This window comes from Nocardiopsis quinghaiensis (assembly GCF_008638365.1).
In the GTDB taxonomy this organism is placed as follows: Bacteria; Actinomycetota; Actinomycetes; order Streptosporangiales; family Streptosporangiaceae; genus Nocardiopsis; species Nocardiopsis quinghaiensis.
This window is the reverse complement of the sequence record NZ_VWVU01000047.1, coordinates 1-20,899: the sequence shown is the minus strand read 5'-3', so window position 1 is coordinate 20,899 and position 20,899 is coordinate 1. Positions and strand designations below refer to the sequence as shown.

General features: G+C 67.1%; 16 protein-coding genes, 1 tRNA gene and 3 pseudogenes. 9 read left to right on the top strand and 11 right to left on the bottom strand.

Annotation, left to right across the window (positions count from 1 at the left end; all coding sequences use genetic code 11):
* A pseudogene (locus FYX01_RS27380) lies at window positions 1-105 on the top strand (IS982 family transposase); the annotation flags it as partial.
* Window positions 106-451: 346 nt separating this feature from the next.
* A tRNA-Arg gene (locus FYX01_RS25665) sits at window positions 452-532 on the top strand.
* A gap of 626 nt (window positions 533-1,158) precedes the next feature.
* Here the strand turns inward: FYX01_RS25665 and FYX01_RS25660 are convergent.
* Both FYX01_RS25660 and FYX01_RS25655 read right to left on the bottom strand, forming a co-directional pair.
* The gene (locus tag FYX01_RS25660) at window positions 1,159-1,923 is read right to left on the bottom strand and encodes a GAF and ANTAR domain-containing protein (RefSeq protein ID WP_150246365.1); all 765 of its coding nucleotides are present in this window, start codon (window positions 1,921-1,923) and stop codon (window positions 1,159-1,161) included.
* A gap of 87 nt (window positions 1,924-2,010) precedes the next feature.
* Window positions 2,011-2,736, bottom strand: a complete 726-nt coding sequence (locus tag FYX01_RS25655) for a GAF and ANTAR domain-containing protein (RefSeq protein WP_150246362.1) — start codon at window positions 2,734-2,736, stop codon at window positions 2,011-2,013.
* Window positions 2,737-3,032: 296 nt separating this feature from the next.
* On the opposite strand from FYX01_RS25655, the gene FYX01_RS25650 reads away from it, so the two are divergent.
* The 5 genes and pseudogenes from FYX01_RS25650 to FYX01_RS25630 form a co-directional block, all read left to right on the top strand.
* Complete coding sequence (locus FYX01_RS25650; RefSeq protein ID WP_150246359.1) at window positions 3,033-3,617, top strand: sigma factor; 585 nt, start codon at window positions 3,033-3,035, stop codon at window positions 3,615-3,617.
* A 9-nt stretch (window positions 3,618-3,626) separates the two neighbouring features.
* Window positions 3,627-3,989 carry a sigma factor-like helix-turn-helix DNA-binding protein gene (locus tag FYX01_RS25645; protein WP_150246355.1) on the top strand — a complete coding sequence of 121 codons (363 nt, stop codon included), beginning with the start codon at window positions 3,627-3,629 and terminating at the stop codon, window positions 3,987-3,989.
* A gap of 1,058 nt (window positions 3,990-5,047) precedes the next feature.
* Window positions 5,048-5,902, top strand: a complete 855-nt coding sequence (locus FYX01_RS25640) for a SigB/SigF/SigG family RNA polymerase sigma factor (protein ID WP_223830653.1) — start codon at window positions 5,048-5,050, stop codon at window positions 5,900-5,902.
* 925 nt (window positions 5,903-6,827) lie between these two features.
* The gene (locus FYX01_RS25635; protein WP_150246349.1) at window positions 6,828-8,627 is read left to right on the top strand and encodes a GAF domain-containing SpoIIE family protein phosphatase; all 1,800 of its coding nucleotides are present in this window, start codon (window positions 6,828-6,830) and stop codon (window positions 8,625-8,627) included.
* A gap of 276 nt (window positions 8,628-8,903) precedes the next feature.
* Window positions 8,904-9,277, top strand: a pseudogene (locus tag FYX01_RS25630) (transposase); the annotation flags it as partial.
* 222 nt (window positions 9,278-9,499) lie between these two features.
* On the opposite strand, the pseudogene FYX01_RS25625 reads toward FYX01_RS25630, so the two are convergent.
* From FYX01_RS25625 to FYX01_RS25595, 8 genes and pseudogenes are all read right to left on the bottom strand, one after another.
* Window positions 9,500-10,417, bottom strand: a pseudogene (locus tag FYX01_RS25625) (site-specific integrase); the annotation flags it as partial.
* Between the two features lie 101 nt (window positions 10,418-10,518).
* Window positions 10,519-11,694, bottom strand: a complete 1,176-nt coding sequence (gene fxlM / locus FYX01_RS25620; protein WP_150246343.1) for a methyltransferase, FxLD system — start codon at window positions 11,692-11,694, stop codon at window positions 10,519-10,521.
* Window positions 11,695-11,727: 33 nt separating this feature from the next.
* Window positions 11,728-12,900: a lanthionine synthetase C family protein gene (locus tag FYX01_RS25615; protein ID WP_190394493.1), complete on the bottom strand. Its 1,173-nt coding sequence runs from the start codon at window positions 12,898-12,900 to the stop codon at window positions 11,728-11,730.
* A complete protein-coding gene (locus FYX01_RS25610) occupies window positions 12,897-15,647 on the bottom strand; it encodes a lantibiotic dehydratase (RefSeq protein ID WP_190394492.1) in 2,751 nt (916 codons plus the stop codon). The genes FYX01_RS25615 and FYX01_RS25610 overlap by 4 nt, the downstream gene beginning before the upstream one ends.
* A gap of 226 nt (window positions 15,648-15,873) precedes the next feature.
* Window positions 15,874-16,011 (bottom strand): hypothetical protein, encoded by a 138-nt coding sequence (locus FYX01_RS26405; RefSeq protein WP_190394491.1) that lies wholly within the window; start codon window positions 16,009-16,011, stop codon window positions 15,874-15,876.
* A gap of 36 nt (window positions 16,012-16,047) precedes the next feature.
* Window positions 16,048-16,197 (bottom strand): FxLD family lanthipeptide, encoded by a 150-nt coding sequence (gene fxlA, locus FYX01_RS25605; protein ID WP_150246332.1) that lies wholly within the window; start codon window positions 16,195-16,197, stop codon window positions 16,048-16,050.
* A gap of 699 nt (window positions 16,198-16,896) precedes the next feature.
* Window positions 16,897-17,124, bottom strand: a complete 228-nt coding sequence (locus FYX01_RS25600; RefSeq protein WP_150246329.1) for a BldC family transcriptional regulator — start codon at window positions 17,122-17,124, stop codon at window positions 16,897-16,899.
* Window positions 17,121-17,414, bottom strand: coding sequence for a WhiB family transcriptional regulator (locus FYX01_RS25595; protein ID WP_150246326.1), 294 nt, complete (start codon window positions 17,412-17,414; stop codon window positions 17,121-17,123). Before FYX01_RS25595 ends, FYX01_RS25600 begins: the two co-directional genes overlap by 4 nt.
* Before the next feature lie 697 nt (window positions 17,415-18,111).
* Here FYX01_RS25595 and FYX01_RS25585 point away from each other — a divergent pair.
* Window positions 18,112-19,167, top strand: coding sequence for a hypothetical protein (locus FYX01_RS25585; protein ID WP_150246320.1), 1,056 nt, complete (start codon window positions 18,112-18,114; stop codon window positions 19,165-19,167).
* 9 nt (window positions 19,168-19,176) lie between these two features.
* Here the strand turns inward: FYX01_RS25585 and FYX01_RS25580 are convergent, their stop codons facing one another.
* Complete coding sequence (locus tag FYX01_RS25580; RefSeq protein WP_223830652.1) at window positions 19,177-20,100, bottom strand: 1-aminocyclopropane-1-carboxylate deaminase/D-cysteine desulfhydrase; 924 nt, start codon at window positions 20,098-20,100, stop codon at window positions 19,177-19,179.
* Between the two features lie 197 nt (window positions 20,101-20,297).
* Here FYX01_RS25580 and FYX01_RS25575 point away from each other — a divergent pair.
* Window positions 20,298-20,899 (top strand): NsdA family TPR-like regulatory protein (locus FYX01_RS25575; RefSeq protein WP_223830651.1); only part of this gene is annotated, 602 nt, incomplete at its 3' end.

Below are 20,899 nucleotides of genomic sequence, written 5' to 3'. Positions count from 1 at the left end.
ATCACGCGGGTGCTCCAGCGGATCCTGGCGCTGACCGCCGCGATCTGGCACAACGATCGCACCGGCCAGCCGGTCCTACGCTCTTTGACGGCCTACGACCACTGACCCCTTGGAATCACTCATCTAGTGCTGCCTCGAGAAGGAGGCCGCGGTCGGCATCCGCAGTCATCATGATGTTGGCAGGCCACAGCAACACAGGCACCAACAGCAAACACCACGGAGGCGGCACCATAGCCGACGGTCCATCCCATCTTGAGTAGATCGTTCCGACCGTGCCCGATGATGTTCACCAGCACCAGTCACACAGCGAGAACCTCGCGAGGTGCCATCGGACGCCACCGAGGGCCGGTGTGTGCTCCGTTTGTGCTCCGCAGTTCCGGACTGACACGACACCGGGCGACACCTCTTGGCACGAAACGATGGCGGTGATCGGGTGGATAGGGACGAAACGGCATCCTGTGGCATGTAGAGGCACGAAAGCACCGGACTTCTAATCCGATGGCCGCAGGTTCGAATCCTGCCGGGTGCGCCACAAAACCCCAGGTCAGACGGGGCGTGCGAGTCGAACAGACGAGGTGCGAGGTCCCATTTGGGGCCTGAAATGCTCCGTGTGTGCTCCCCAGTGCAAGGTCCAGTACAGGTGGGGGTGCACCTCGCGGAGCACTTTGCCGTTCCGTGACCCTGGCTGGGGGCGCACCGTGTGCGCCCACCAGCGGCCCGCTACCGCCCTGACGCCCTGCGCGGGGCGTGCCCGGGCGCTCAGGCACGCTCTGTCGCCCCATCGCCCGCATACAGCCATTTCAGCCGAAACCCTTCATCCTCCACAAGTTCTCGCGCCACAATCTGTGACACGACCAAGGCGAGGTGGATCTGGGCTGCAGTGACAACGTTCGCGATCCTGGCTGTGTAGGGCGGCGACATTGTCCAATACAGCGCGCAGCCGCGGTCCGCTGTGGGATCGACACTGGTCGTGGACGGTCTTTCCGCAGGGGTGAGGGCATGGGCGTGGTGCTAGCGCCTTCCGACGTCCAGACCGAGGAAGACCCCGATGTCGTCGGGGGTCAGGGGTCGGGACACCTCAACGCTCGCCTTGTGCCACCTGTGCGCTCAGAAGCCCGTTCTCTCCAGGGTCCCGTGTCCGCGTACAGGTCCGCGCCCTCACATGGCGTCGGCGTGCCCCTGCTCCAGCACCGCGTCGGGGCGGAGCTGCCCGGAGGCGAGCGCGTGCGCGGTCTCGCTCATCCTGGCGTGTCGACTACGCGCGTAGCGGCGCAGGGCCTGGAAGGCCTGCTCCATGTCGAGCCCTCCGGCCTGCGCGAGGAGCCCCTTGGCCTGTTCGATCGTGATCCGGCTGTTAAGCGCACCCTGGAGCTGTTCGGTGAGTACCTCGCCGTGGCGGATCGTGCGTTCCTGGAGGATGCCGATCGTGGCGATGTCGGCGAGCGCCCGGGCCACCTTCGCGTCCTCGGCCGACAGCCCGCCGGGACGCTGGTTGAACAGGTTCAGCGACCCGATGACCTCGCCGCGCAAGCGCAGCGGAACCGCGTGCACGGCCGAGAAACCCTGCTCCAGGGCCTGGGGCGTGAAGACGGGCCAACGCTCCGTGGCCACGGACAGGTCCGCGACGACCACCACCACACCGGTCTGGAAGGAGTCGACACAGGGGCCCTCGTCGGTCTGGATCTGGAACAGTTCCAGCACGCGGGTGCGCTCGTTGGAGGACGCGACCAGTTGCAGACTGCCCCGCTGGTCGGACAGCATCAGCCCTGCGGCGGAAACGTTCAGGAGGTCGACGCAGTGCGCGGCGAGCTGGTGCAGCACCTCGGGGACGTCGTAGTCATCGACCAGGGTGTCGGCCAACTGGACGAAGGCGCCCACCAGATCCGACTCCCGCCGCGTGCCCGAAGGTAGTGAGTCGTTCATGAGGGTCCCTCTACTTTCGCTCCAGCTGTGACGATGCTCTGCTCAGTGATCTTCCCAATGGCCATTGCCGTTGTCAGCGCCCGCTCCTCACAGTTCGATGTCGGCCGGGACGAGTCGGCCGGAGACCAGGTCATCGGCGATCTCGTCCACCATGCGGCCGACCGCGAACGCGTGGGCACGGAGCTTCGCGAGCGCCTGCTCCGCTGGAACACCCAGTCCGGAGATCAGCATCCCGGTCGCCTGGTGAACCTGGGCGCGTTCCCGAGGCAGGGACACGACCCACTCCCCGTTGAGTGAGTCCACCCTCAGGGCCAGCAGTGCCAGCGTGGCGATGTCGACGATGCGCAACGCGGTGGTCACCTCCTCGGCGGACAGCCATCCCGGCTCGCTGCGGTACAGGTCCAACCCCCCGATGCCGATCGCTCCGCGCTGCAGGGGAAAGGCGAAGACCGCTCCGACCGGATACGTGCCGATCTCGCTGGCGAACACTGGCCAGCGCGACCCCCGATCAGCGGCGAGGTCGGAGACCAGGACCGGTCTGCGCGCCTCGTAGGCCTCGAAGGACGGCCCCTCACCCAGGCTGCACTGCAACCGCTGGATCCGGTCGCTCACCCCGTCACTCGCGTACAGCGTCTCCCGCGTTCGGGCTCCGCCCACCAGCGAGACCGAGACACCGTCGACCGGGAGCAGGCGTGTGGACACCTCTCCGACCAGCGCCAGCACGTCCGTTCCACCGAAACCGTCGTCGAGTGCCGCGGCGACGGTGGACCATACCCGTTGGAGTGACTCCTCCGGGCTCTCGGGAACGCTCACCGGCTGGGCACCGCTTTCCCTTCTGGTCGGCGGAAACGGCCCGCAACCGACATTGGTGGTGCTCGGGGAACGACCGGTAAGGGTAGACAGGCACCGAGAGCCGTTTCCACCAACTCTGTCACAGAAGTCGCCAGAGCGGATCCCGTTGCACGAACGCCCCCATACGTGCTAGGAGTGAAGTAACTTTTTTTCGCGTCCCACGCGCATCACGGTGCCAGGGCACGAATCCAAGGTGTACTGCCCCAGAAGACCGGCGGTCGACAGACACGTGTCCGACGACTGAAGGGGCTACACCCATGACGGCTTCCATACACTCCAGCCCGCCCGTGGGCGTCGACGACCTGTTGACACGCACGGGTTCCGGTGATGAGCGGGCATTCGCTGCTCTCTACGACCACGGCGCGGCCACGATCCACGGCCTCGTCCTGCGCGCCCTGCGCGATCCCGCGGTGTCCAACGCGGTCACCCGGGCGGTATGGGTCCGGGTATGGCGCTCGGCCGGCCGGTACACACCCGACCAGGGTTCGGCGATCGCCTGGGTGATATCGCTGGCGCACCGAACGATCGTCGAGCGAATCCGCTCCGCCCCGCGCGACACCACGCCAACCCGCATCGGATCGTCCCGCACCGGACACGTCAGCTCCGAACCGGGCTCGGTGTCCTACCTCTCGATGGCCGCGCGGCGCCGAGCCGTCCTCCTGGCCTACTACCAGGGGCGCACCACCGAACAGATCAGCACCACCCTCGGGGTACCGCACGACACCGTCGCGACCATGGTCCACTCCGGGCTGTTGCATCTGCGGGCGCACCTGCGCATGGCGGACAACACCGCCGTGGACGTGGACAGCCTCAACACCGCCGTCGACGCGGAGCAGTGGTGAGCGCGCCCGATGAGCATTGATGCGGCATGGGCCGCACACGCCGTCGTAGACATCGAGCGCAGTGTGGAGCTCAGCTATACCAAGCACGCCCGTGACGTGCTCTTCCGCCACTGGCAGGAAGAGGCCGAAGGGGAGGACCGGGACTCCGCACCCGATACCGGCCCCTACCTGTTCGGCGGCAAGGCCGAACACCGGGCGTTGGCAACGGCGACGCGTCGGCTGCCCCCGGAGGAGCGCCGCGTCGTGCGCATGCGCCTGTCCATGCATGAGTCCACCGACACCATCGCCGCCGCTCTGAATCTGTCCCCATCCCACGTCGCGCGGCTGCTGACTCAGGGCCTGTCCCGGATCCGCGACGAGCTCCTGACCTGACCGGACCACCGTGTTCCGCTCGCGTGGGGTGTGCCGTGCCCCGGCATCCTGGCCGTGGCACCCTCCTCATCCGATGGCCGCAGGTTCGAATCCCGCCGGGTGTGCCACAGAACCCCAGTTCAGACGGGGTGCGCGAGTCGAACAGACGAGGCGCGCGAACCGGATCCGGGCCTGAAACGCTCCGTGTGTGCTCCCCAGTGCAAGGTCCAGTACAGGTAGGGGGCGCACCTCGCGGAGCATTGTGCCGTCACCGTCCGGATGGGAAGAGGCAAGGCGTATCGGCAAGTGCGAGCAAATCAGCTACCGGGCGCACACCGTCATTTGAGCGATATGCTGCCCAGATTTTCTCTGGAGGATATGAAGCCGCTGCTGCCACTACCTTCGAAGACCGGATATCTCCGCGTGGACCAGCGTTCTGTACTGACCACAGTACTGTCCGCACAGATCTCGGGATACTCATGGAAACCTGCAAACGGCTTATCCGGCGTCAAGCACGCCACCGCTCACCGCTGATTTCAGACCTGGACCGAATTCGGCCTGTGACCCCAGAACCACCAGGCGGTCCTGAACGAGCTGGGCCGACGCGCCCTGTCAAAGCGAGGGTCTTGCACCAGCATCCAGGAAAATTTATTTTGGGCCAATACTTTCATGCCCAGCAAAAATATATCGAACTCACGTTCGACAAATAGATAAGTGTGGCAACAGGGTTTGAATATGTTCGTTGGGGGTATTTATTAAATACCCGCACGAGGCGCCTCTGGGCGGGAGACGCGGTCGCCGCACCCGTGGGAATTAGGGAAATCCCATGGGCACGGCGGCCTTTTGCTTGCCCAATTGGGGCAATTATGCCTACCCTTGGCAGGGCACTTTTCCATATGACAAAAAAATTCCGCTCCATGGCTTTCACAGCCGCTTCTGAGGGAACGTAACCCACGCAACGCGATCATCCCGCCGGACCGCAGCTTCTTACCTCGGCCAAGGGCGGGGCCATGCCGTCGGACCGCTGCCGCCCAGGCAGACATCAGGCAACAGCAGGACAGAGCACCAGGGGGTCCCTCTTGTCCACCATCGCTTCCTACGCGTCACACAAGGCCACCGACCACACACCCGTCATCCCCGGACCACACAGACCGGTCCTAAACGAGAACTCCTCGGCCGAGGAGCTCCTGTCCGCACTCAGACGTCTGAAGGCAGGAGATCCCCAAGCGACCAGACTGCGTGAACGGGTGGTGATCCTCTACCAACCACTGGTCAACAAGATCGCACGCCGCTACGGGGGTCGCGGAGAACCGCTGGACGATCTGAAACAGACCGCTATGGTGGGGCTGATCAAAGCCATCCACGGCTACGACCCCGACCGCGGCAAACCGTTCATCTCCTACCTGCTGCCCACGGTCACCGGAGAGGTCAAGCGCCACTTCCGCGACCACACCTGGGCCGTGCGCGTGCCCAGACGCCACCAGGAGAACCGGACGAAGCTGCGACGCGTGATCGGTGAGTTCCAGCAGACCCATGCGCGCACTCCCACGGTCCGCGACCTTGCGCAGCAGATGGGGTTGCCCGAAGGTGAGGTCAGCGAGCTCGTCCAGGTCTCGGAGTCCTACCGCTCCCTCTCGCTGGACGCGCCGGACGCATCCGGCTCTGACGGCCAAGAGGGCTCACGGTTGGAGGACCGTTTGGGCAGCGAGGACAAGGGTCTGGAACTGGTGGTCCAGCGCGAGTCGATCAAGCCCGCCCTGGCCCGCCTACCCGCACGCGAGCGCGAGATCCTCCTCCTGCGCTTCTTCGGTGACCATACCCAGACCGAGATCGCCGACCGCCTCGGCTACTCCCAAATGCATGTGTCCCGTCTCCTCAAGGGTGTCCTGGAGCAGCTGCGCGAGGAGATGGCACGGGGAAACGCCCGTTCATGAAGGAGGCGCCGAACATAGTCGGAGAAAGCCACGAGGGACGGCTTCCGGCAGAGAGTACACACTTGCGTGTGGCGAAGCGCGCCTCGTGTAGGCTCTGGTAGACGGGTGCCAGCCGGATCCGTGCCCACCAGGTCGAAGACTCGGCGCACGATTCAGCTGGGGAAGACCATGCTCAGCTCGATCTCGCCAGGAGTGGTCTGTACACGCACGGATCGAGAAGGAAAGGACGCAGGCATAGAACCAGTGCCCTGGTATGCTCGTGGATGGTTTATGGAATTCTCTTTTCCGTGTGAACCCGCCTGAGGCAGACAGGAAAAATGGCTGCTGTGCCTCGTGGGCGCACGGGGGTGGTCCACGAGTCGCAGCAGCCTTTCGTGTGTCTTATTGAGGTTGCCATGGGCACGCATCGACCGATACTTTCCATACGGCGAAAGAAACTTTTCTCCGTAGCCTTCGAAGACATTTCTGAAGGTACGTATTCCCCGCACCGCAGCCGTCCCCACCGGGCCCCAGCCTCCTGAGCTCCGCACGTCTCCTGCCTTCGTTCTCCTTCCCGCCTGGAGTCCGCGTCCTGAGGCTCTGCGTGTTGAGGGGCTCACGTCTGCGCTCCGGGGTCCTCGCGTTTGCCAACGGAGGGTCCTCGGACAACGCGCAGGGGCCGACGGCGCCCGCGGCCTCTGTGCCAGCGAACGGACCCGGGCGCTCTGCCGCACAGGAAGGGTGCTCCTCGGAGCGATACGGTCGGCGGCGGTGGTCGTGGGCTGCTACTCCACCGAACATGCCGCCCGAGGACCGAACGCTCCTCCCACCCCTTCCGTTATCGTCACGTGGCTGCTTCGTCCGTCGATCATTGTCGGGCGTCAATACGCTTGGCACGTGGCGCTGGACGCCCGCCGTTGTCGAACAGCGTGGGATGGTGGAGTGAGTGAGCAACGACGACATGGTCCCCGGGGGGACCGGTGCGCCAGCGGACGGCGGACGCCTGCGCGCCCTGTCCCGTACCGGTCTGGGCGCCGAGTCGCACGAGGACATGGAGCGCTTCGCACGCCTGGTCGCACACGCGCTCGGGGTCTCGGTGGCGCTGGTCTCGCTGTTGGAGGAGGAGCGCCTGGTCTTCCCCGGCATGGTGGGGCTGGGAGAGCCGTGGGCCTCCTCCCGCCAGAGCCCGCTGCCGGACTCGCTACGCCGTCACGGGTCGGCCCTGGACGAGCCGATCATGTGTGACGATGTCCGATCCGCCCCCTCGGGCTGCGTCTCCGGTGCCGTCGACGGCCTCGGGATGGTGGCCTATGCGGGGATGCCGCTGACCGACGACCGGGGCAACGTGCTGGGCGTCCTGGCCGCGGTCGACACCGCGCCGCGGGCCTGGAGCGATCAGGACCGCGAGACACTGCGCGACCTGGGTCTGGCCTGCAGCGGGGAACTGCGTCTGCGCATCCTCGCGCGCAGCGCCCAGAAGGTCCGAGGTCAGGCCCAGCGCTCCTTCGAGCGTTCCCAACTGCTGTTGCGCGCCGCCGACGACCTGGCCGACACCACCGGCCTGGCCCAGGTGCGGCGCACCATCAAGGACCTGGTCACCAGCGACCTCAAGCCCGTCTACGTGGGGCTGGCACTGGTTGAGGACGACCGGATGCGCCGCGTCGTCGACACCGCGGACCCCTCGACCATGGACGTGGCCTACGAGGAGTACGGACTGGACAGCGACTGGCCCACGGCCCTGTCCGTGCGCACCAACACCCTCGTGGAGGTGCCCGACACCGACGAGCTGCGGGACTACAGCCCCGAGGCGCGCGCCGCATTCTCCCTGCTGGGGCTGTCCAGCGCCGTGTGCGTCCCACTTCCCGGAACGCACATACCCCTGGGTGCGCTCGTGCTGGGGTGGGACAGCACCCACGAGATAGACGTGGTGGAGCGCGCCATGCTGCGCTCCCTCGCCGGATACACCGCCCGCGCGGTGGAGCGGGCGGTGTTCGTGGACCATCGTGTGCGGTCCGCCCGGTCGATGCAGCAGGCCATGCTGACCGACCTCCCCGAAATCCCCGGTCTGGAGATCGCCGCGCTTTACCGCCCTGCGGCCCAGGAGGACATGGTGGGCGGCGACTGGTACGACGCCTACCCCCTGCCCGGAAACGACGCGGGCGGGGCGGTGGCGCTCACCGTCGGCGACATCACCGGCCACGACATCCACGCCGCCGCGCTCATGGGCCAGGTACGCAGCATGCTGCGCCAGGCCGACATAGACCACACCGGGCACGGGCCCGTGCGGGCCATCACAGCCTTCGAGCACGCCAATCGGGAACTGGGCGTCCACGCCAGCGGCACGATGCTGCACGCTTACTTGAGACCACAGCCAGAGGGATGGCTATTGACCTGGACCAACGTCGGCCACATGACGCCCCTAGTCGCCACTGCCGAAGGCACGACTGATCAATTGGGCGAGCATAACCTGCTCTTCCACCCTGATATCCCGGACTGGCCCCGTACCGACCACCAGCGGCTGTTGAAGCCGGGTAGCACTCTGCTGCTGTTCACCGACGGGCTGGTCGAACACCGGGGACACGATCTGGACGCGGCCATCTCCCACACCGCGTACATGCTCGCATCCGGAACCCGCGAGCCACTGTCTGCTCTGCTGGGAGAGATCGCTGACAAGGTCGCCGGTGCCGCGCATGACGACGACGTCGTCATGTTGGCGGTGCGGCTGGCTGACGGGGCGGCAGTCTAGGGCCTCGACAGCTCACCCCTGGCCTACAGAACCGGATCCCAGGGCACAGCGCTCCTGCCTCTTGTGACACAGGAAAAATTAACGGACAAGCGTTCTTACAAAGAAGAAAGCTCCTCTGCGAGAGTCATCGGCGTGTTCGGTCAGGCGCTTGTAGCAGATGAGGAGGCAGGCGATGCCGAGCATGGCCAGGAAGGTGGAGGCCTTGGCTCCTCGGGCCAAGGATGGGAGTGCTTCGCCGTCGTTGACGTTGGCGGCGGAGACTGCGCAGGTCAGCAAAGGCCCTGGTTGTCGCTGGCCTGCGTGATTTCAGCGGCCAACGTCAACGGCATCGAGGCACTCCAGCCCCTGGTCCGGGGCATTCCCGCGGTGCGGCCGCGGCGAGGCCCCGGCGGCGACGTCCAGCCAAGCTCCACGGCGATAAGGCCTACCACTCCCGGGATCAGCGCCGCTGGCTGCGCGAGCGCGGGATCGGGGTGCGCCCTGGCCCGCCCCGGGACCGAGATCTCCCAACGACTGGGACGGCACCGGCACAAAAGGGCGAGCGCTCGATCGCCTGGCTGGGCTCCTACCGGAGACTGAACGTGCGTTGGGAGCGCAAGGCCTCTGCCTTCCTGGCCATGCTCGGCATCGCCTGGAAACTCTGGGAATAATGCATATAATTAAAGTCAAGACATTCCCATGATCACGCACAGAAGGTCTTCACGAACTTTCCCGCGAAGTCGCAGCGCACCAGGGGACCTTTGATCCGATCGGTCACCGGTCCCGGGGATGAGGAAACCCCAGGCCAGTTGGGGTGGACCCGTGGACTGACCTGGGGTTGGTGATGCCGTGTGGCTCCTGGTGTGCTCGCCAATTCGGCTACACCACCGTCACTACGTGGCGGGTTTGAGCATCGCGGCGGTGGCCTCGGCCGCCGCCCGCGCCACCTCGGGGAACATCGTCTGGTAGGTGTCCTGGGTGAAGTGCGTGGTCGCGTGCCCGAGCTCTCCGGAGACCACCTTCACATCCGCCCCCGCGGCCAGGGCCAGGGAGGCGGCGCCGTGGCGAAGCCCGTGCAGGTGGATCGGCGGCAACCCCGCCGCCTTCGCGATCCGGTTGAACCACCGGGTCACCTGCCCCGGATGCCAGCCCGACCCATCGGACTGGGTGAACACCAACCCCGTGTCGTTCCAGCCCTGCCCTGCTTGGAGGCGGGCCTCGGTTTGGAATTTCTTCCACGAGCGCAGGACCTTCACCGTGTCCTTGTCGAGGGTGATGGTGCGCTGTCCTGCCGCGCTCTTCGGCGTCGTCGTGGCCACCTTCCAGCCCAAAGTGATCACCTGGGTGCGGATATCCACCTGCTGATCGGTGAGCCGGTTGTTCACCCACGGCAGCCCGACCGCTTCGCCCTGCCGGAGTCCTTTGACGGCGATGAGGTGGAACAACGGAAACAACCACACGTACTTTTTGGCGTAGGTCAGGAAGGTGATGGTCTGCTCCGGGGTCCACACCATCACCTCCCCCGGCACCACCCCGTCCACCTGCCACTGGCGCACCCGGTCGGCCGTCCACACCAGCGGCTTCGTACGCGGACACGACGGCAACCGCACGTGCGAGGCGATGTTTACCAACACCGGCAGGTCCGGACGCCGCACCGCTTCGGACAGGGTGCTGCGGAGTGTGGCGCGGATGCGGTGCTTGGTGGCCAGCGACACCACCCGCCTACCTTTCACCGAGGCCCGCACCTTCACCTCAAGGGATTCACGGCATTCCAGGATGTGGGTGTTCCGTTCTTCGACCTGGGCGAACATTCGGAAATGGTTTATGGACTGTCCCGCTGGACCAAGGAGGCCAGCACCTAAGAAAGGGTGTGCCGGGACGATGCTAACCGTCCAGGCACACCCCTGGCCGGCTACGGCCTGGTGACGAGCAGGTGCGTGGTCCGCTTGGTGATGAAACGCCTCGATGTGCCGTCGAGCAGGGACTTGTCACGGGCGGCTGTGAACGCCAACCGGTCCTCACGGTCCTTGTCCCAGGCACGCACGTGGTCCACGATCCGGGCACACAGTTCCTGAGCGGCCGGGCCGTGGCCGATGGCTCCCAGCTCGGACTCCCGGGCACCTTCCTCGCGTCGGTGGGTGAGGTAGGCCAGCGAGGAACCCTCGATCACCGCGGGGGTCATGGACGGGATCACCGGTCGCGCCCGACCCGACTTCACCGCCTCAGGCTGAGCAGCGATACGGCTGGTCCCCCGCTCGGCCACGACCAGCCGTCCCCCGAGGCCGTGGATCGGCTCGACGCCGACCGTGACTCCCGACCAAGTGGCGGTGGGAGAAGTGTCCAGCACCCCGGCCAGGTCGTCGGAGCGGATGCCCTGGTCTTCGTCATAGCGCACCATGACACCGCCGCCGAGGTCGAGGTCGTGTTCGCCGTCGTCGTTGCGCATGGGGATGAACCCGCACAGGCGCGCGGTCTCGCTGATCATCCGGTCACCGTGGCGACGGAACGCGATCGACCGGGTCGTGCCCCGGAACCTGAGCGGAATGATCAAGAGGCCTCCGTCGACGAGCTGGTCCCACCAGGTGCCGGGAATGTCCCACGACCCGGCGGTGATGACGATCCGGTCGTAGGGAGCGCGCTGGGGGACCCCCTCTTCACCGTCGCCGTGCACCAGGCGTACCCCGTCGACTCCGGCCCGTTCCAGGGCGGCGCGGGCGTGGGCGATGGCGTCGGCGTCGATGTCGATGGAGGTGACCGACCCAGTCGGTCCCACCAGATGTGTGAGCAGGGAGGCGTTGTAGCCGGTTCCCGCACCGATCTCCAGCACGTTCTGTCCGGGTTCGGTCTCCAACTGTTCGAGCATCATGCCGACGATGCTGGGCGTGGAGGCGGAGCTGAGGCACTCTCCTGCCGGACCGCTCTTGATCGCGATGTTGCGATCGGCGTAGGCCGTTTCCAGGTCCTCGTCGGGCAGGAAGAGGTCGCGCTGTACTTCACGCATGGCCTTCTCCACGCGCGGGTCGTTGACCCATCCCTGGGAGCGGAGGATGTCGACCAGGCTGTTGCGCAGATCGGTGGCAGTGGTCACGGGTGTGCCCTACTTTCGTGGTCGGTTTCGCGGTCAGCTGGTGATCAGCAGGCAGGTGTCCCACCGGGTGCGGTGGGCGGGAGCAGGCAGGTGTGCCAGGGCTTGTCCGGAGGAGCCTTCCAGGAGTCCGGTGCCGGTGCTGGGTCGCACCGTGACCTGGTGTTCCAGGTTTCGTACCACCTTGTCGAGGCGTCCGGTGCCCTCGTCCTCGGCTGTCCGGCGCAGGGTCTGCAGCAGCCCGGAGCGGCCGTGGCACAGGCTTGCGTCGAGTGCGGCCAGCCGGTCCTGGTCGGTGGCGCAGGCCGCCAGCGCATCCACGCTTTCGGCGGCGCGCCCCGTTCGGCCGAGGGCGAGGGCGGCCAGGTGCTGGGCGCGTGCCTGTCCGGGGATGCCGTAGCACCACGTCGGCCGCATCGGGTTGGGTTCCACGGGTTGTTGTTCCAGGTACTGGGGCCAGGTGATCCAGCGGGGCCACCACACTCCGTCGTCGTCGCGGTGGCGCCAGATGTTCATCCAGGCGGCGATGTACTCGATGGCGTCGACCTGTCCGGGGACCTCCACGCCGTGGTGCAGGGCCGTGGCCAGGACGGCTAGGGGTCCGGCGATGCCGTGCGCCATTCCCAGGTTGGCGTGCCCGTGGACGAAGCCGGGGCTCTCCTGTCCTTTCGGGGACAGGCGTGTCCACCATCCGGGCACCTGTCTCCCGTGCACGTGGCGGGGCTCGGTGAGGGCCACCAGGTAGGACAGCACCGCGCGGGTGGTGTCCCCGTCGGGTTGGGTGGTCAGCAGGTAGGCGCCCAGCCCGGAGAGTCCACCGATGAGGTCGTATTCGCGTGGGGTCGTGGTCGCGTCGTCGGCCAGACGCCGGTGCGCTGTGTGGAGACGCTTTCGGGTCAGGGTGAGTACATGGGTGTGCAGTCGCCGACGGAGCTCGGCGTCCCCGGCCCGGGTGATGGCCAGCACGTAGGCCAGGGAGGTGACTCCGCAGAACAGGGCGCCGTCGGGGTGGGAGGAGACGGAGGTACGGGTGGCGGCCCGCAACCATGCCAGCGCGGTGTCGGCGCTGTCGGGGGCGGTGGTGGCTCGGGTCAGGTGGAACAGCGCGGGTCCCAGAGCGCCGTTGGACAGCGACTGGCCCCAAGCCGGGTCGGTGATGTCCTCGGGCACCCGGTCCAGGCCCCGGCTCGGTGGTGCGGTGGTGTTCACGTGCGGGCCCTCTCGGCACGGTGGTGCCAGGTCAGTGCCACTTGCCGGGCGGTGCGGTAGCAAGTGCGCTCCCCGGCACGGTCGATGCCCAGAACACGGTTGTGGAGCATGTGCAGCAGTGAGGAACAGACCGTGTCGGGGTCGGGCCCGGGGCGCTCGTCCAATCGGGTCCGGTAGGTGATCAGTGCACGGTGCAGGTCGGGATGGGTCGGGTGTGCGGCGAGCTCGGCGGCTCGTTGCTGGACGTGTGCGGAGGACGCATCGGCTCGCTTGTCCTCGCGGTGTCCCAGCAGCCACCAGGTGCCACCGGTGAAGGAGCGCACGGTGTGGACCATCATCGCGGCGGCCAGTGCCGTGGCGTCCGTGGCACCACGGGCGAGGCGGTCCAGAACCACGGCCGATTCGGTGGTGAAGAGCGCTTCGGCGGCCTCCAGGCACGGCCCGCTCCCGTAGCGTCCGCTCTCGGGCCGGTAGGTGTCGAAGGCCAGGCGGGGAGAGAGCCCGGAGTCGCGCAGGCGCTCGGCCCACGACCCGAGGGCGGTCACAGCCCGGGAGGTCTCCTGGGAGGAGCCGACGCGGATACGCAGGCGCAGGTGATCGGCGTCTCGGGGTTCGCGGTAACGCAGGAACCACCAGGGCGGGTCGCCCAGCTCGTTCAGGAGGGCGGGTAGGTGGTGTGTGAGGATCTCGTTCTGGCGGTGTGGGTGGGTGTAGACCTTCGCGAACACCCAGCGCGCTCCCTCGGATCCGGGGAAGTCTCCGCGTTCGCGATCGGTCACAGTGACAGGGCAGACCCGTTCCAGAGGTGAGGGGGACGGAGGCAGTGTGGTCACCAGTGGCACGACGACCTCGTGCTCGTGACCGCCGATCCACCCCAGGTCTGCGTCCGGGTCGGGTACCTCGGTCAGCAGGGCCCGGCCGTGCCGGTCCAGGTGTGCGAGCACCAGTGCCCTGTGCGCAGCCGCTTCCAAGTCGACCGGCAGTACCCGGTCCCCGTGCACGAGGCCGACGGCGTCGGGCACCCTCCACTGGTGGCGCCAGGCCTTCAGGGTCTGTTCCCGATCCCGCCCGAGGGGTGCGTCGTCTCTGGTGAGCATCCACCGGGCCGATGCCAGGATGGTGCGCCGGTAGCGGATCCGGGGCAGAAACGGCAGCGCAAGGCCGGAGTCGCCCCAGGGGAACTGTTGGTAGGAGGCGCACAATCCTCGTGTGAAGTTCGCCAGGAACCGGGCCAGCGCGGGTGTCTGGGAGTCCAGGGACAGTCCGTGCATCATCTGTGGTTCGACGATGCGGCCTGTGGGGGTGTGCACCAGGTACAGACGGGTCCGGTCTGCCAGCACACCCAGGTCTGCGGCGGTGAGCACGCCGGGCTCCCCCTCGGGCCGGTGCTCGCCCAATGCCAACACGTGGTCCAAGAAGCGCGGGGTGCGTGCGACCTGGTCGGCCGCTGGAGTCAACGGCGCAAAGCTCATCTGGGCGGGGAACGCTCCTGCGGTGGTCACCGGAATTCGTGAGACCGCCGCTGCCAACGGTGAGCCCGCGATCTGGATCCGGCCGGTCATCGTCCCGATCGCACGGGCCGGACGCAGCCGCAGCGTGTAGCGGTCGGCATCGAGATCGGCCGGACTGGCAGAGAACACGGTCACCGCGGCCTCCACGTGGGGCGGCACCCTCACCGAATCGACTTCGGCTACCGCCAGTCCGTCCAGGTCGGCGTCGTCGAGCACGACCTCGCGTTGCCCGAGCACCGCAGCGCGCTGGGCCAGCACCAGGAGGCGTTCTTGCCGGGCGAGGAAGTTCGGGGTGCGCTCGCGGGGCAGGGACAGGCGGGTCCCGGGATAGGTGGCCGGGTAGCCCAATCCCATGTCGCGGTCGAGCAGGTCCGCCAGTGGGACCACCGTCCCAGCCCCGTACCGGTGCACGAACTCGGTGTAGTAGTCCCGCCAGCCGGGATCGCCGCCCGGGTGGGGAGACAGACGGACCAGGGCGGTAGCCGCGACAGCAGCCTCCTCGGCCACACTGTTCGGCAGCGTCAGGTCGCAGTCCAACTGCAGGTCGATGCGGAGCGGTGCCGCGGTGCTGGCCGGGTCGGTTTCTGCTTTCCGGAGCTGGTCCAGGACAGGAGCAGCCGCCCGCACTTTGTGTATCTGTGCCCGGTCGAGATGCTCCAGGACGTGGCCGAGCACGTCGGGAGTGGTACCTGGGGCACGCAGTTCCGAAACGAGAAAACCTTGGGTGAGCAGGCCGCGAATCATCGCTGCAACGGCTTCACGCGGCGCGGACGGCTCGTGCGCGCACAAACGGTCGGCCACCGCGCTCACGGTGATCGGTGTGGACGCTGCCTCCAGCACGAGACGCACCGCTTCGGTCCGTCGGACCTCGATGCGCTTCTTGCCGTGGGTGAGTTCGTAGTGGTCGCCGCGCAGACGGATCCGGTCATCAGCCACCACATGCAGCCGCTCGGCCGCCTCTGGAACAGCTTCCAGGTCGGTGACGGCCTGGTGCAGCCACTCCGGATCGGGCCGGGTGACGGCCCGGTGATCGAGCCCCCACCGCAGCCGGGTCTTCTCTCCGAAAGAAGCGGGGGCGGTACCGGCGAAGAACCCGAACGGGGTGGAGCGACCCGTGGCGCGCAGTAGGTACCGCATGAGTGCCAGGGTCGCCCGGCGCACCTTCCGGTCGTCATCGACCCGGCGGGCTGTGATGGCGTCCAGAAGCGCGGACAGGGAGGGGCTGGCCAGCCGCACCGCCTCTGCCGATGGTCCCGGCCACTGATCCGATACCCAGGCCCGCACCTCTTCAGGGGCAGCGTGATCGGGGTCGGGCCACACCTGTGACTCTGGGTCTCTTGGCAGTCGGGCCGCCCGCAGCAACGCCGGGCCCAAGGCCCGGTACAAGGCGCTCACGGTTCCTCCTTGATCGTTCGCTGTCTGGGCCCGGGGGCGTCCCCGCCCCCGGGTTTGGTGAGAGGTGTCAGGTTCCGCTGACGCAACTGCCTGACGCACAGGTCGCGCCGCATCCGCCGTCACTGACCAGCACGGTGAGGCTGTCGGCCGCCACCAAGTCCTCGGTCACGTGCACGTCCAGGATCAGATCGGGGGTTTCGTGCACCGCTCTCCTCCTTCGTCCATCAGGGGGTAAGGCGGCTCAGAGGCCGCTGTTGGTGCAGGCGCTCGCGCACGTGGAGCCGCAGCCGTCGCTGGTGTCGCAGGGCACGAGACCGTCGTCGTTGACGGCCTCGTCGGTCACCCGCACTTCCAGGGCGAATGTGGATGCGTTGGTGTTCTTGGAGTCCATGGCTTTCGTGTCTTCCTTGTGTGGTGTGTTGTCACGAGGTGGGCACTCGCCTCGGGCCCGGATATGGGCCCGGAGGTGCGCGAAAGGATGGTCCTGGTGATCTCCTTCCGCCCTCGTCGTGGAAGCCCGCTGGACCGGGCTCCCTTCTCGGATCAGAGAAAGGGATACTCGGAGCCGGTGAGGGGCCGGGCGAGATCGGGACGGTGGCGGAGCAGGCGACGAACAGCGCCGGCAAGCTCTGACAGGTCGCCCTGCGGAGCGAAGCCGACGGTGGGTGTGGCCCGGATTCCGGTGTTTGTACACGCCTGACTCGCGAAGGCATGTCCCAGCACGGCCAGACAGGTCGGATCGTTCAGGGGCTGTTCCTGACGCTGCGCCATCACCCCGACAGCGACTTGCTCCCCATGAGGGATGCAGGGGCGCGGTACTGGGCCGCTGTCCGACCGCCCATGTTCTTTCTGTCGGAAGCGACGGGGAAGCCCCCTGTACTCGGCGGGTCCTGGGATGGACACTGGTCCAGCTCCTTTGCCTCGGGTGTCGTTCTCGTTGTCCTCGCCTGAGTGGGGTTCGGCCGGGGAGATGGCCGGACCTCGCAGGAGAGGGCGGTAGCGCGTACAGCTCTCGGACCGAAGAGGTGCCCCACCGCACCGCTCTGGTGTTGTTCGTCCCGGCTTCCGGAAGGGACGGACCGTTGTCAGGTCAGCTTCCTCCGGCCAGGGTGAAGTCCCGAGCCAGCAGGGAGTACACCTCACGGGCGAGGAAGCGCCTGTGCCCTCCAGGAGTCCTGAAGCTGGACAGGAGTCCGCGGGCCGCCCACCTAGCCACGGTTTTGGAGTCCACGCGGAAGAGGGTCGCGACCTCCGCAGGTGTCAGGGGTGCTTCGGATTCGGTGTCCGTCGCAGGGAACGCGGTAGTACCAGAGGTCACGTGCGGTTGTCCTTTCCAACAGGGACAGCAGGGTTACGGGCGAGAAAGGCGAACCAGTCGCTCACCTGGGGATGGCGGCGGCGCAGCGCTTGGCGTTCGGCGTGGGTCAGCCCGCCCCAGAGCCCGATGTCGGCCCGCTCGGTCAGGGCTCGGGCCAGGCAGTCCACTCGGATCGGGCAGGGAGCACAGACATGGCGGACACGTCGCTGCTGCAGAGCGTTGCCGAACAGGTGCTCGGAGTCGGGCAGGTCCTGGCACGGAATGCGAGGTGCTGTGATGACTGTGGTCATCGGTACGAAGGGACCGGTAGCGGGCAGGGCGCGTGGGACACGGGGTTGATCGAGGTCCAGGAGCAACACGAGACGGGGCACCGCCAGTACGACGCCGGGTGGGTGCGGGCGATCACCGTCTGAGCACGCCTGATCTGGATCTCCAGCCCTTCGGCAGAGGCGTCCGAGAGGGGGGCGAGGTCGGCGTCGCCCTGGTAGAAGGCGAAGTACCTCCTGGCTCCGGGCCCCCACATCACCCACCACAGGCGGTGGTGACGCTCATGGAGTTGCTCAGCGGCCGAGTACTGCACACGGTCATCCGCCACTTCCCAACCCACTGCGGTTACCGGCCCGTTCCGCCACGGTGACGGTGCAGCGCCAGGAGTGTGGAGAGCGGTCCGGGCACCTCCGTCGCGGGCCACGCCGCTGTGGTCAGCCGGAACCGTCGCCCGGTAGTTCTGTGTCGCTCCCACATGCACCCCTCCGTACTGGCGCCGAGGCCGCTGTTCCCGGTAACCGCGCAGAGCGGTGTCCCGCGAAAACAACGACTGTCGTCCCTGGTGTGTGGGTTCAAGCCTGTTGGAGAACGGTTGCGCTGACCACCCAGAGCAACCATGATGATTGGCTGCAACATCTTCCTGTTCAACAGGGAGGTTTTGCGCTGGCTCTCCGGACCGTTAGCGTCCATCAAACACATCGCCCGACCGCGGGAGGCACGATGGCGATGAAGGCCCGTAGCGCTCGCCAGGAGCAGAAGGCGACAGCCGACCGGCTCCGCTCACAGGGGATGTCATGGGTGGAGGTGGCCGAGGCCTTCCGGAAGCGCTACCGCGTGAACGCCCGTGTGGCCTTCCGCCTGGTTCGCGGCTGGAGCCAGCGGGAGGCCGCTGACCGGTGGAACGACCGCTGGCCCGCCTCTCCCAAGACCTTCAAGAACTTCTCCTACTGGGAGCTATGGCCCTCACCGACCGGTTACGCGCCGTCCTTGGAGATCCTGGCCCGTCTGGCAGAACTGTACGAGTGCTCCGTAGCCGACCTGGTCGCCGACTGCGCCGACCACCGAGGCACGGACCCCGCCCACCGGGCGAAGTCCGTCGCCGATGAGCTTCCCCTCCTCGTGGCCCATGGAACCCCCGATGCCGACACGGAGGGCGAGCAGGCCCTGGCGCTCGCGAAGCGCTTGGAGTCCTTGGACGTCCACGACATCGCCCGTGGTGTGGCCGCTTGGTCCGTCTCCGGCGGCATAGGGCCCAATGCCCGCCGCGTGTTCCTGAAGGTCTCAGCGGGTCTGTCGCTGGCCGCGTCCCTACCGGTCAACGCATCCAACGAAGACCCGCTCACGCCCGGCAACGGAAGCACGCGCGCCGACGAGGACTACTCGGGAATCTGGCATAGCCGATACCGCTACCCCAGCAGCAGCCGACACAGCGAATTCACCAGCGAGCACTACGTCGTCCTCCGCCAGGAAGGCACGCATCTGGTCGGACAGAGCCTGCCGCACACCACCGGTTCCCGACTGGACCTGCAACTGGATCTCGACAAGGGTGTGGCCAGCGGCTCCTGGAGCGAACGGACCTCGCCCACTGGTTACTACCGCGGCGCGGGCTACCACGGCACCCTGCAGCTCCTCATCAACCCGATGGGGCGCGCCATGAAGGGCAAGTGGCTGGGGTTCGGCAAGGACTTCACGGTCAACTCCGGCGAGTGGGATCTCACCTGGGTGGACCATGCTTCCTCACACAGGACCATCCGCGAGTACCACATGAAGCTGTGAGCGCTTGGTTCACCCGCCCAAGCTCTCAGCCGGGCCGGTGATGAGCGCGACCACGGTGCTGCCCCGGCGGAACCTGCCGCGCGCCACCAGGTCGTAGACCCCGGCGAGCATCTTGGCCACGTAGATCCGCTCCAGCAGCATCCCGTGGCGCGCGTGGAACTCCTCGATGAAGGCGGCCAACCCAGGTGAGTGCTTGGCGAATCCCCCGAAGTGGTAACCGGTCTCGATCGACCAGTTGTCGGTCACCGCGCCTGCCTCCTCCTGGAGCCGGCGTACCTCCTCGGTGAGGAAGTCACCGCCCTTGAGCACCGAGAAGCCGATGGCTTCCTGCCCTGGGGCCAGGCCTGCCGCCAGACCGGCGAGTGTTCCACCCGTGCCGCACGCACAGCAGAGGGCGTCGAAGTCCTCGTCGATCTCGTCGGCGATCGGAGCGCAGCCGCGCACGGCCAGGGCGTTGCTTCCGCCTTCGGGCAGCAGGTAGAAGTCGCCGAACCGTTCGCGCAACCCGTCGACGACTGCGGATGTGTGCTTGGACCGGTAGGTCGTCCGGTCCAGATACTCCAGCCGCATGCCCTGTTGTGTGGCGTAGGTGAGCGACCAGTTGAGCGGAAGGTGCTCTTCGCCTCGGATGATGCCGATGGTCGAGAATCCGCACGCCCTGCCGGCCGCGGCCACCGCTCGGATGTGGTTGGAGTAGGCCCCACCGAAGGTCAGCAGCGTGGAGTGGCCCTGCCCGTGTGCCGCACGGAGGTTGGGGTGGAGCTTGCGCCACTTGTTGCCCGGTACCTCGGCGCTGATGAGGTCATCGCGCTTGAGTAGCAAGCGGACCCCGTGCTCGCGCAGGAGCTCATCATCGACTTCCTCCAGAGGTGAAGGCAGCCGTACGTCTGCATGGCCAAGGCCCTTGAGCTCCATACGGGCCAGGTTAGTCATCACGAAACGCGGCACACACCAGAGCCTCCATAGCTCCCGGCGCCAGACAAGTTGCTACCCCTCGCAGGGGCGATGAAGGCGACGTCAGTGGACCCCACGGCCCCTGGTCGAAGGGTTGCTACCCCTCACAGGGGCGATGAGGACCCGGCTCCAGCGGCGCGGCTCCTCCTCATGTGACGTCGGTCGACGTCACACGGGTGGCAACCGCCACGAAGACGCTCCGAGCCACCGACTACCAACTCGGCGGCGGCTCATGCCTGAACGCGATCATGACGCAGCTCGCCTACGCCTACCGCCTTCTGACAGCCACCGAACTGACCCAGGATGTCGGACGCCAGATGTATCGCGCCATCGCTGACCTGCACAACCTCGCCGGGTGGGCGAGCTTCGATGTCGGCCGCTACTCCACGGCCGCATCCCATCTCTCCCGGGCCCTGGAACAGGCCCAATACATCGAGGAGCCCTCCCTGTCCGCCAACGTGCTGTACCGGATGGGCAGGCTCCACCTGCACCGCGGGCACGCACCCCAGGCCCTCCGCTTCCTCCAGCTGGGGCAGATCGCCGCCCAGGACTCCGGGTGCGAACGGACCGTGGCCCTGATGTGCGCGAACGTGGCGTGGGCCTACGCCGTCCTCGGTGACGGCAAGCGGTCCGGGGAATCCCTCGCCAGGGCCTACGACGCCTTCGCCAGGGCGCAGGAACCTGCAGACCCTTGGGTGGGGTTCTTCTACGAAGCCGACCTCGACGCCCTGTCGGGCGTCATCCACGCAGCACTGCCCGTCCCCGCTTCGAGGTCCTA

Excerpts from the sequence above, each read along its gene's own strand:
- FYX01_RS25660 (WP_150246365.1), bottom strand. The coding sequence starts at position 1,923 with ATGAACGACTCACTACCTTCGGGCACGCGGCGGGAGTCGGATCTGGTG.
- FYX01_RS25650 (WP_150246359.1), top strand. The coding sequence starts at position 3,033 with ATGACGGCTTCCATACACTCCAGCCCGCCCGTGGGCGTCGACGACCTG.
- FYX01_RS25645 (WP_150246355.1), top strand. The coding sequence starts at position 3,627 with ATGAGCATTGATGCGGCATGGGCCGCACACGCCGTCGTAGACATCGAG.
- fxlA (WP_150246332.1), bottom strand. The coding sequence starts at position 16,197 with ATGGACTCCAAGAACACCAACGCATCCACATTCGCCCTGGAAGTGCGG.
- FYX01_RS25595 (WP_150246326.1), bottom strand. The coding sequence starts at position 17,414 with ATGACCACAGTCATCACAGCACCTCGCATTCCGTGCCAGGACCTGCCC.
- FYX01_RS25585 (WP_150246320.1), top strand. The coding sequence starts at position 18,112 with ATGGCGATGAAGGCCCGTAGCGCTCGCCAGGAGCAGAAGGCGACAGCC.
- FYX01_RS25580 (WP_223830652.1), bottom strand. The coding sequence starts at position 20,100 with ATGACTAACCTGGCCCGTATGGAGCTCAAGGGCCTTGGCCATGCAGAC.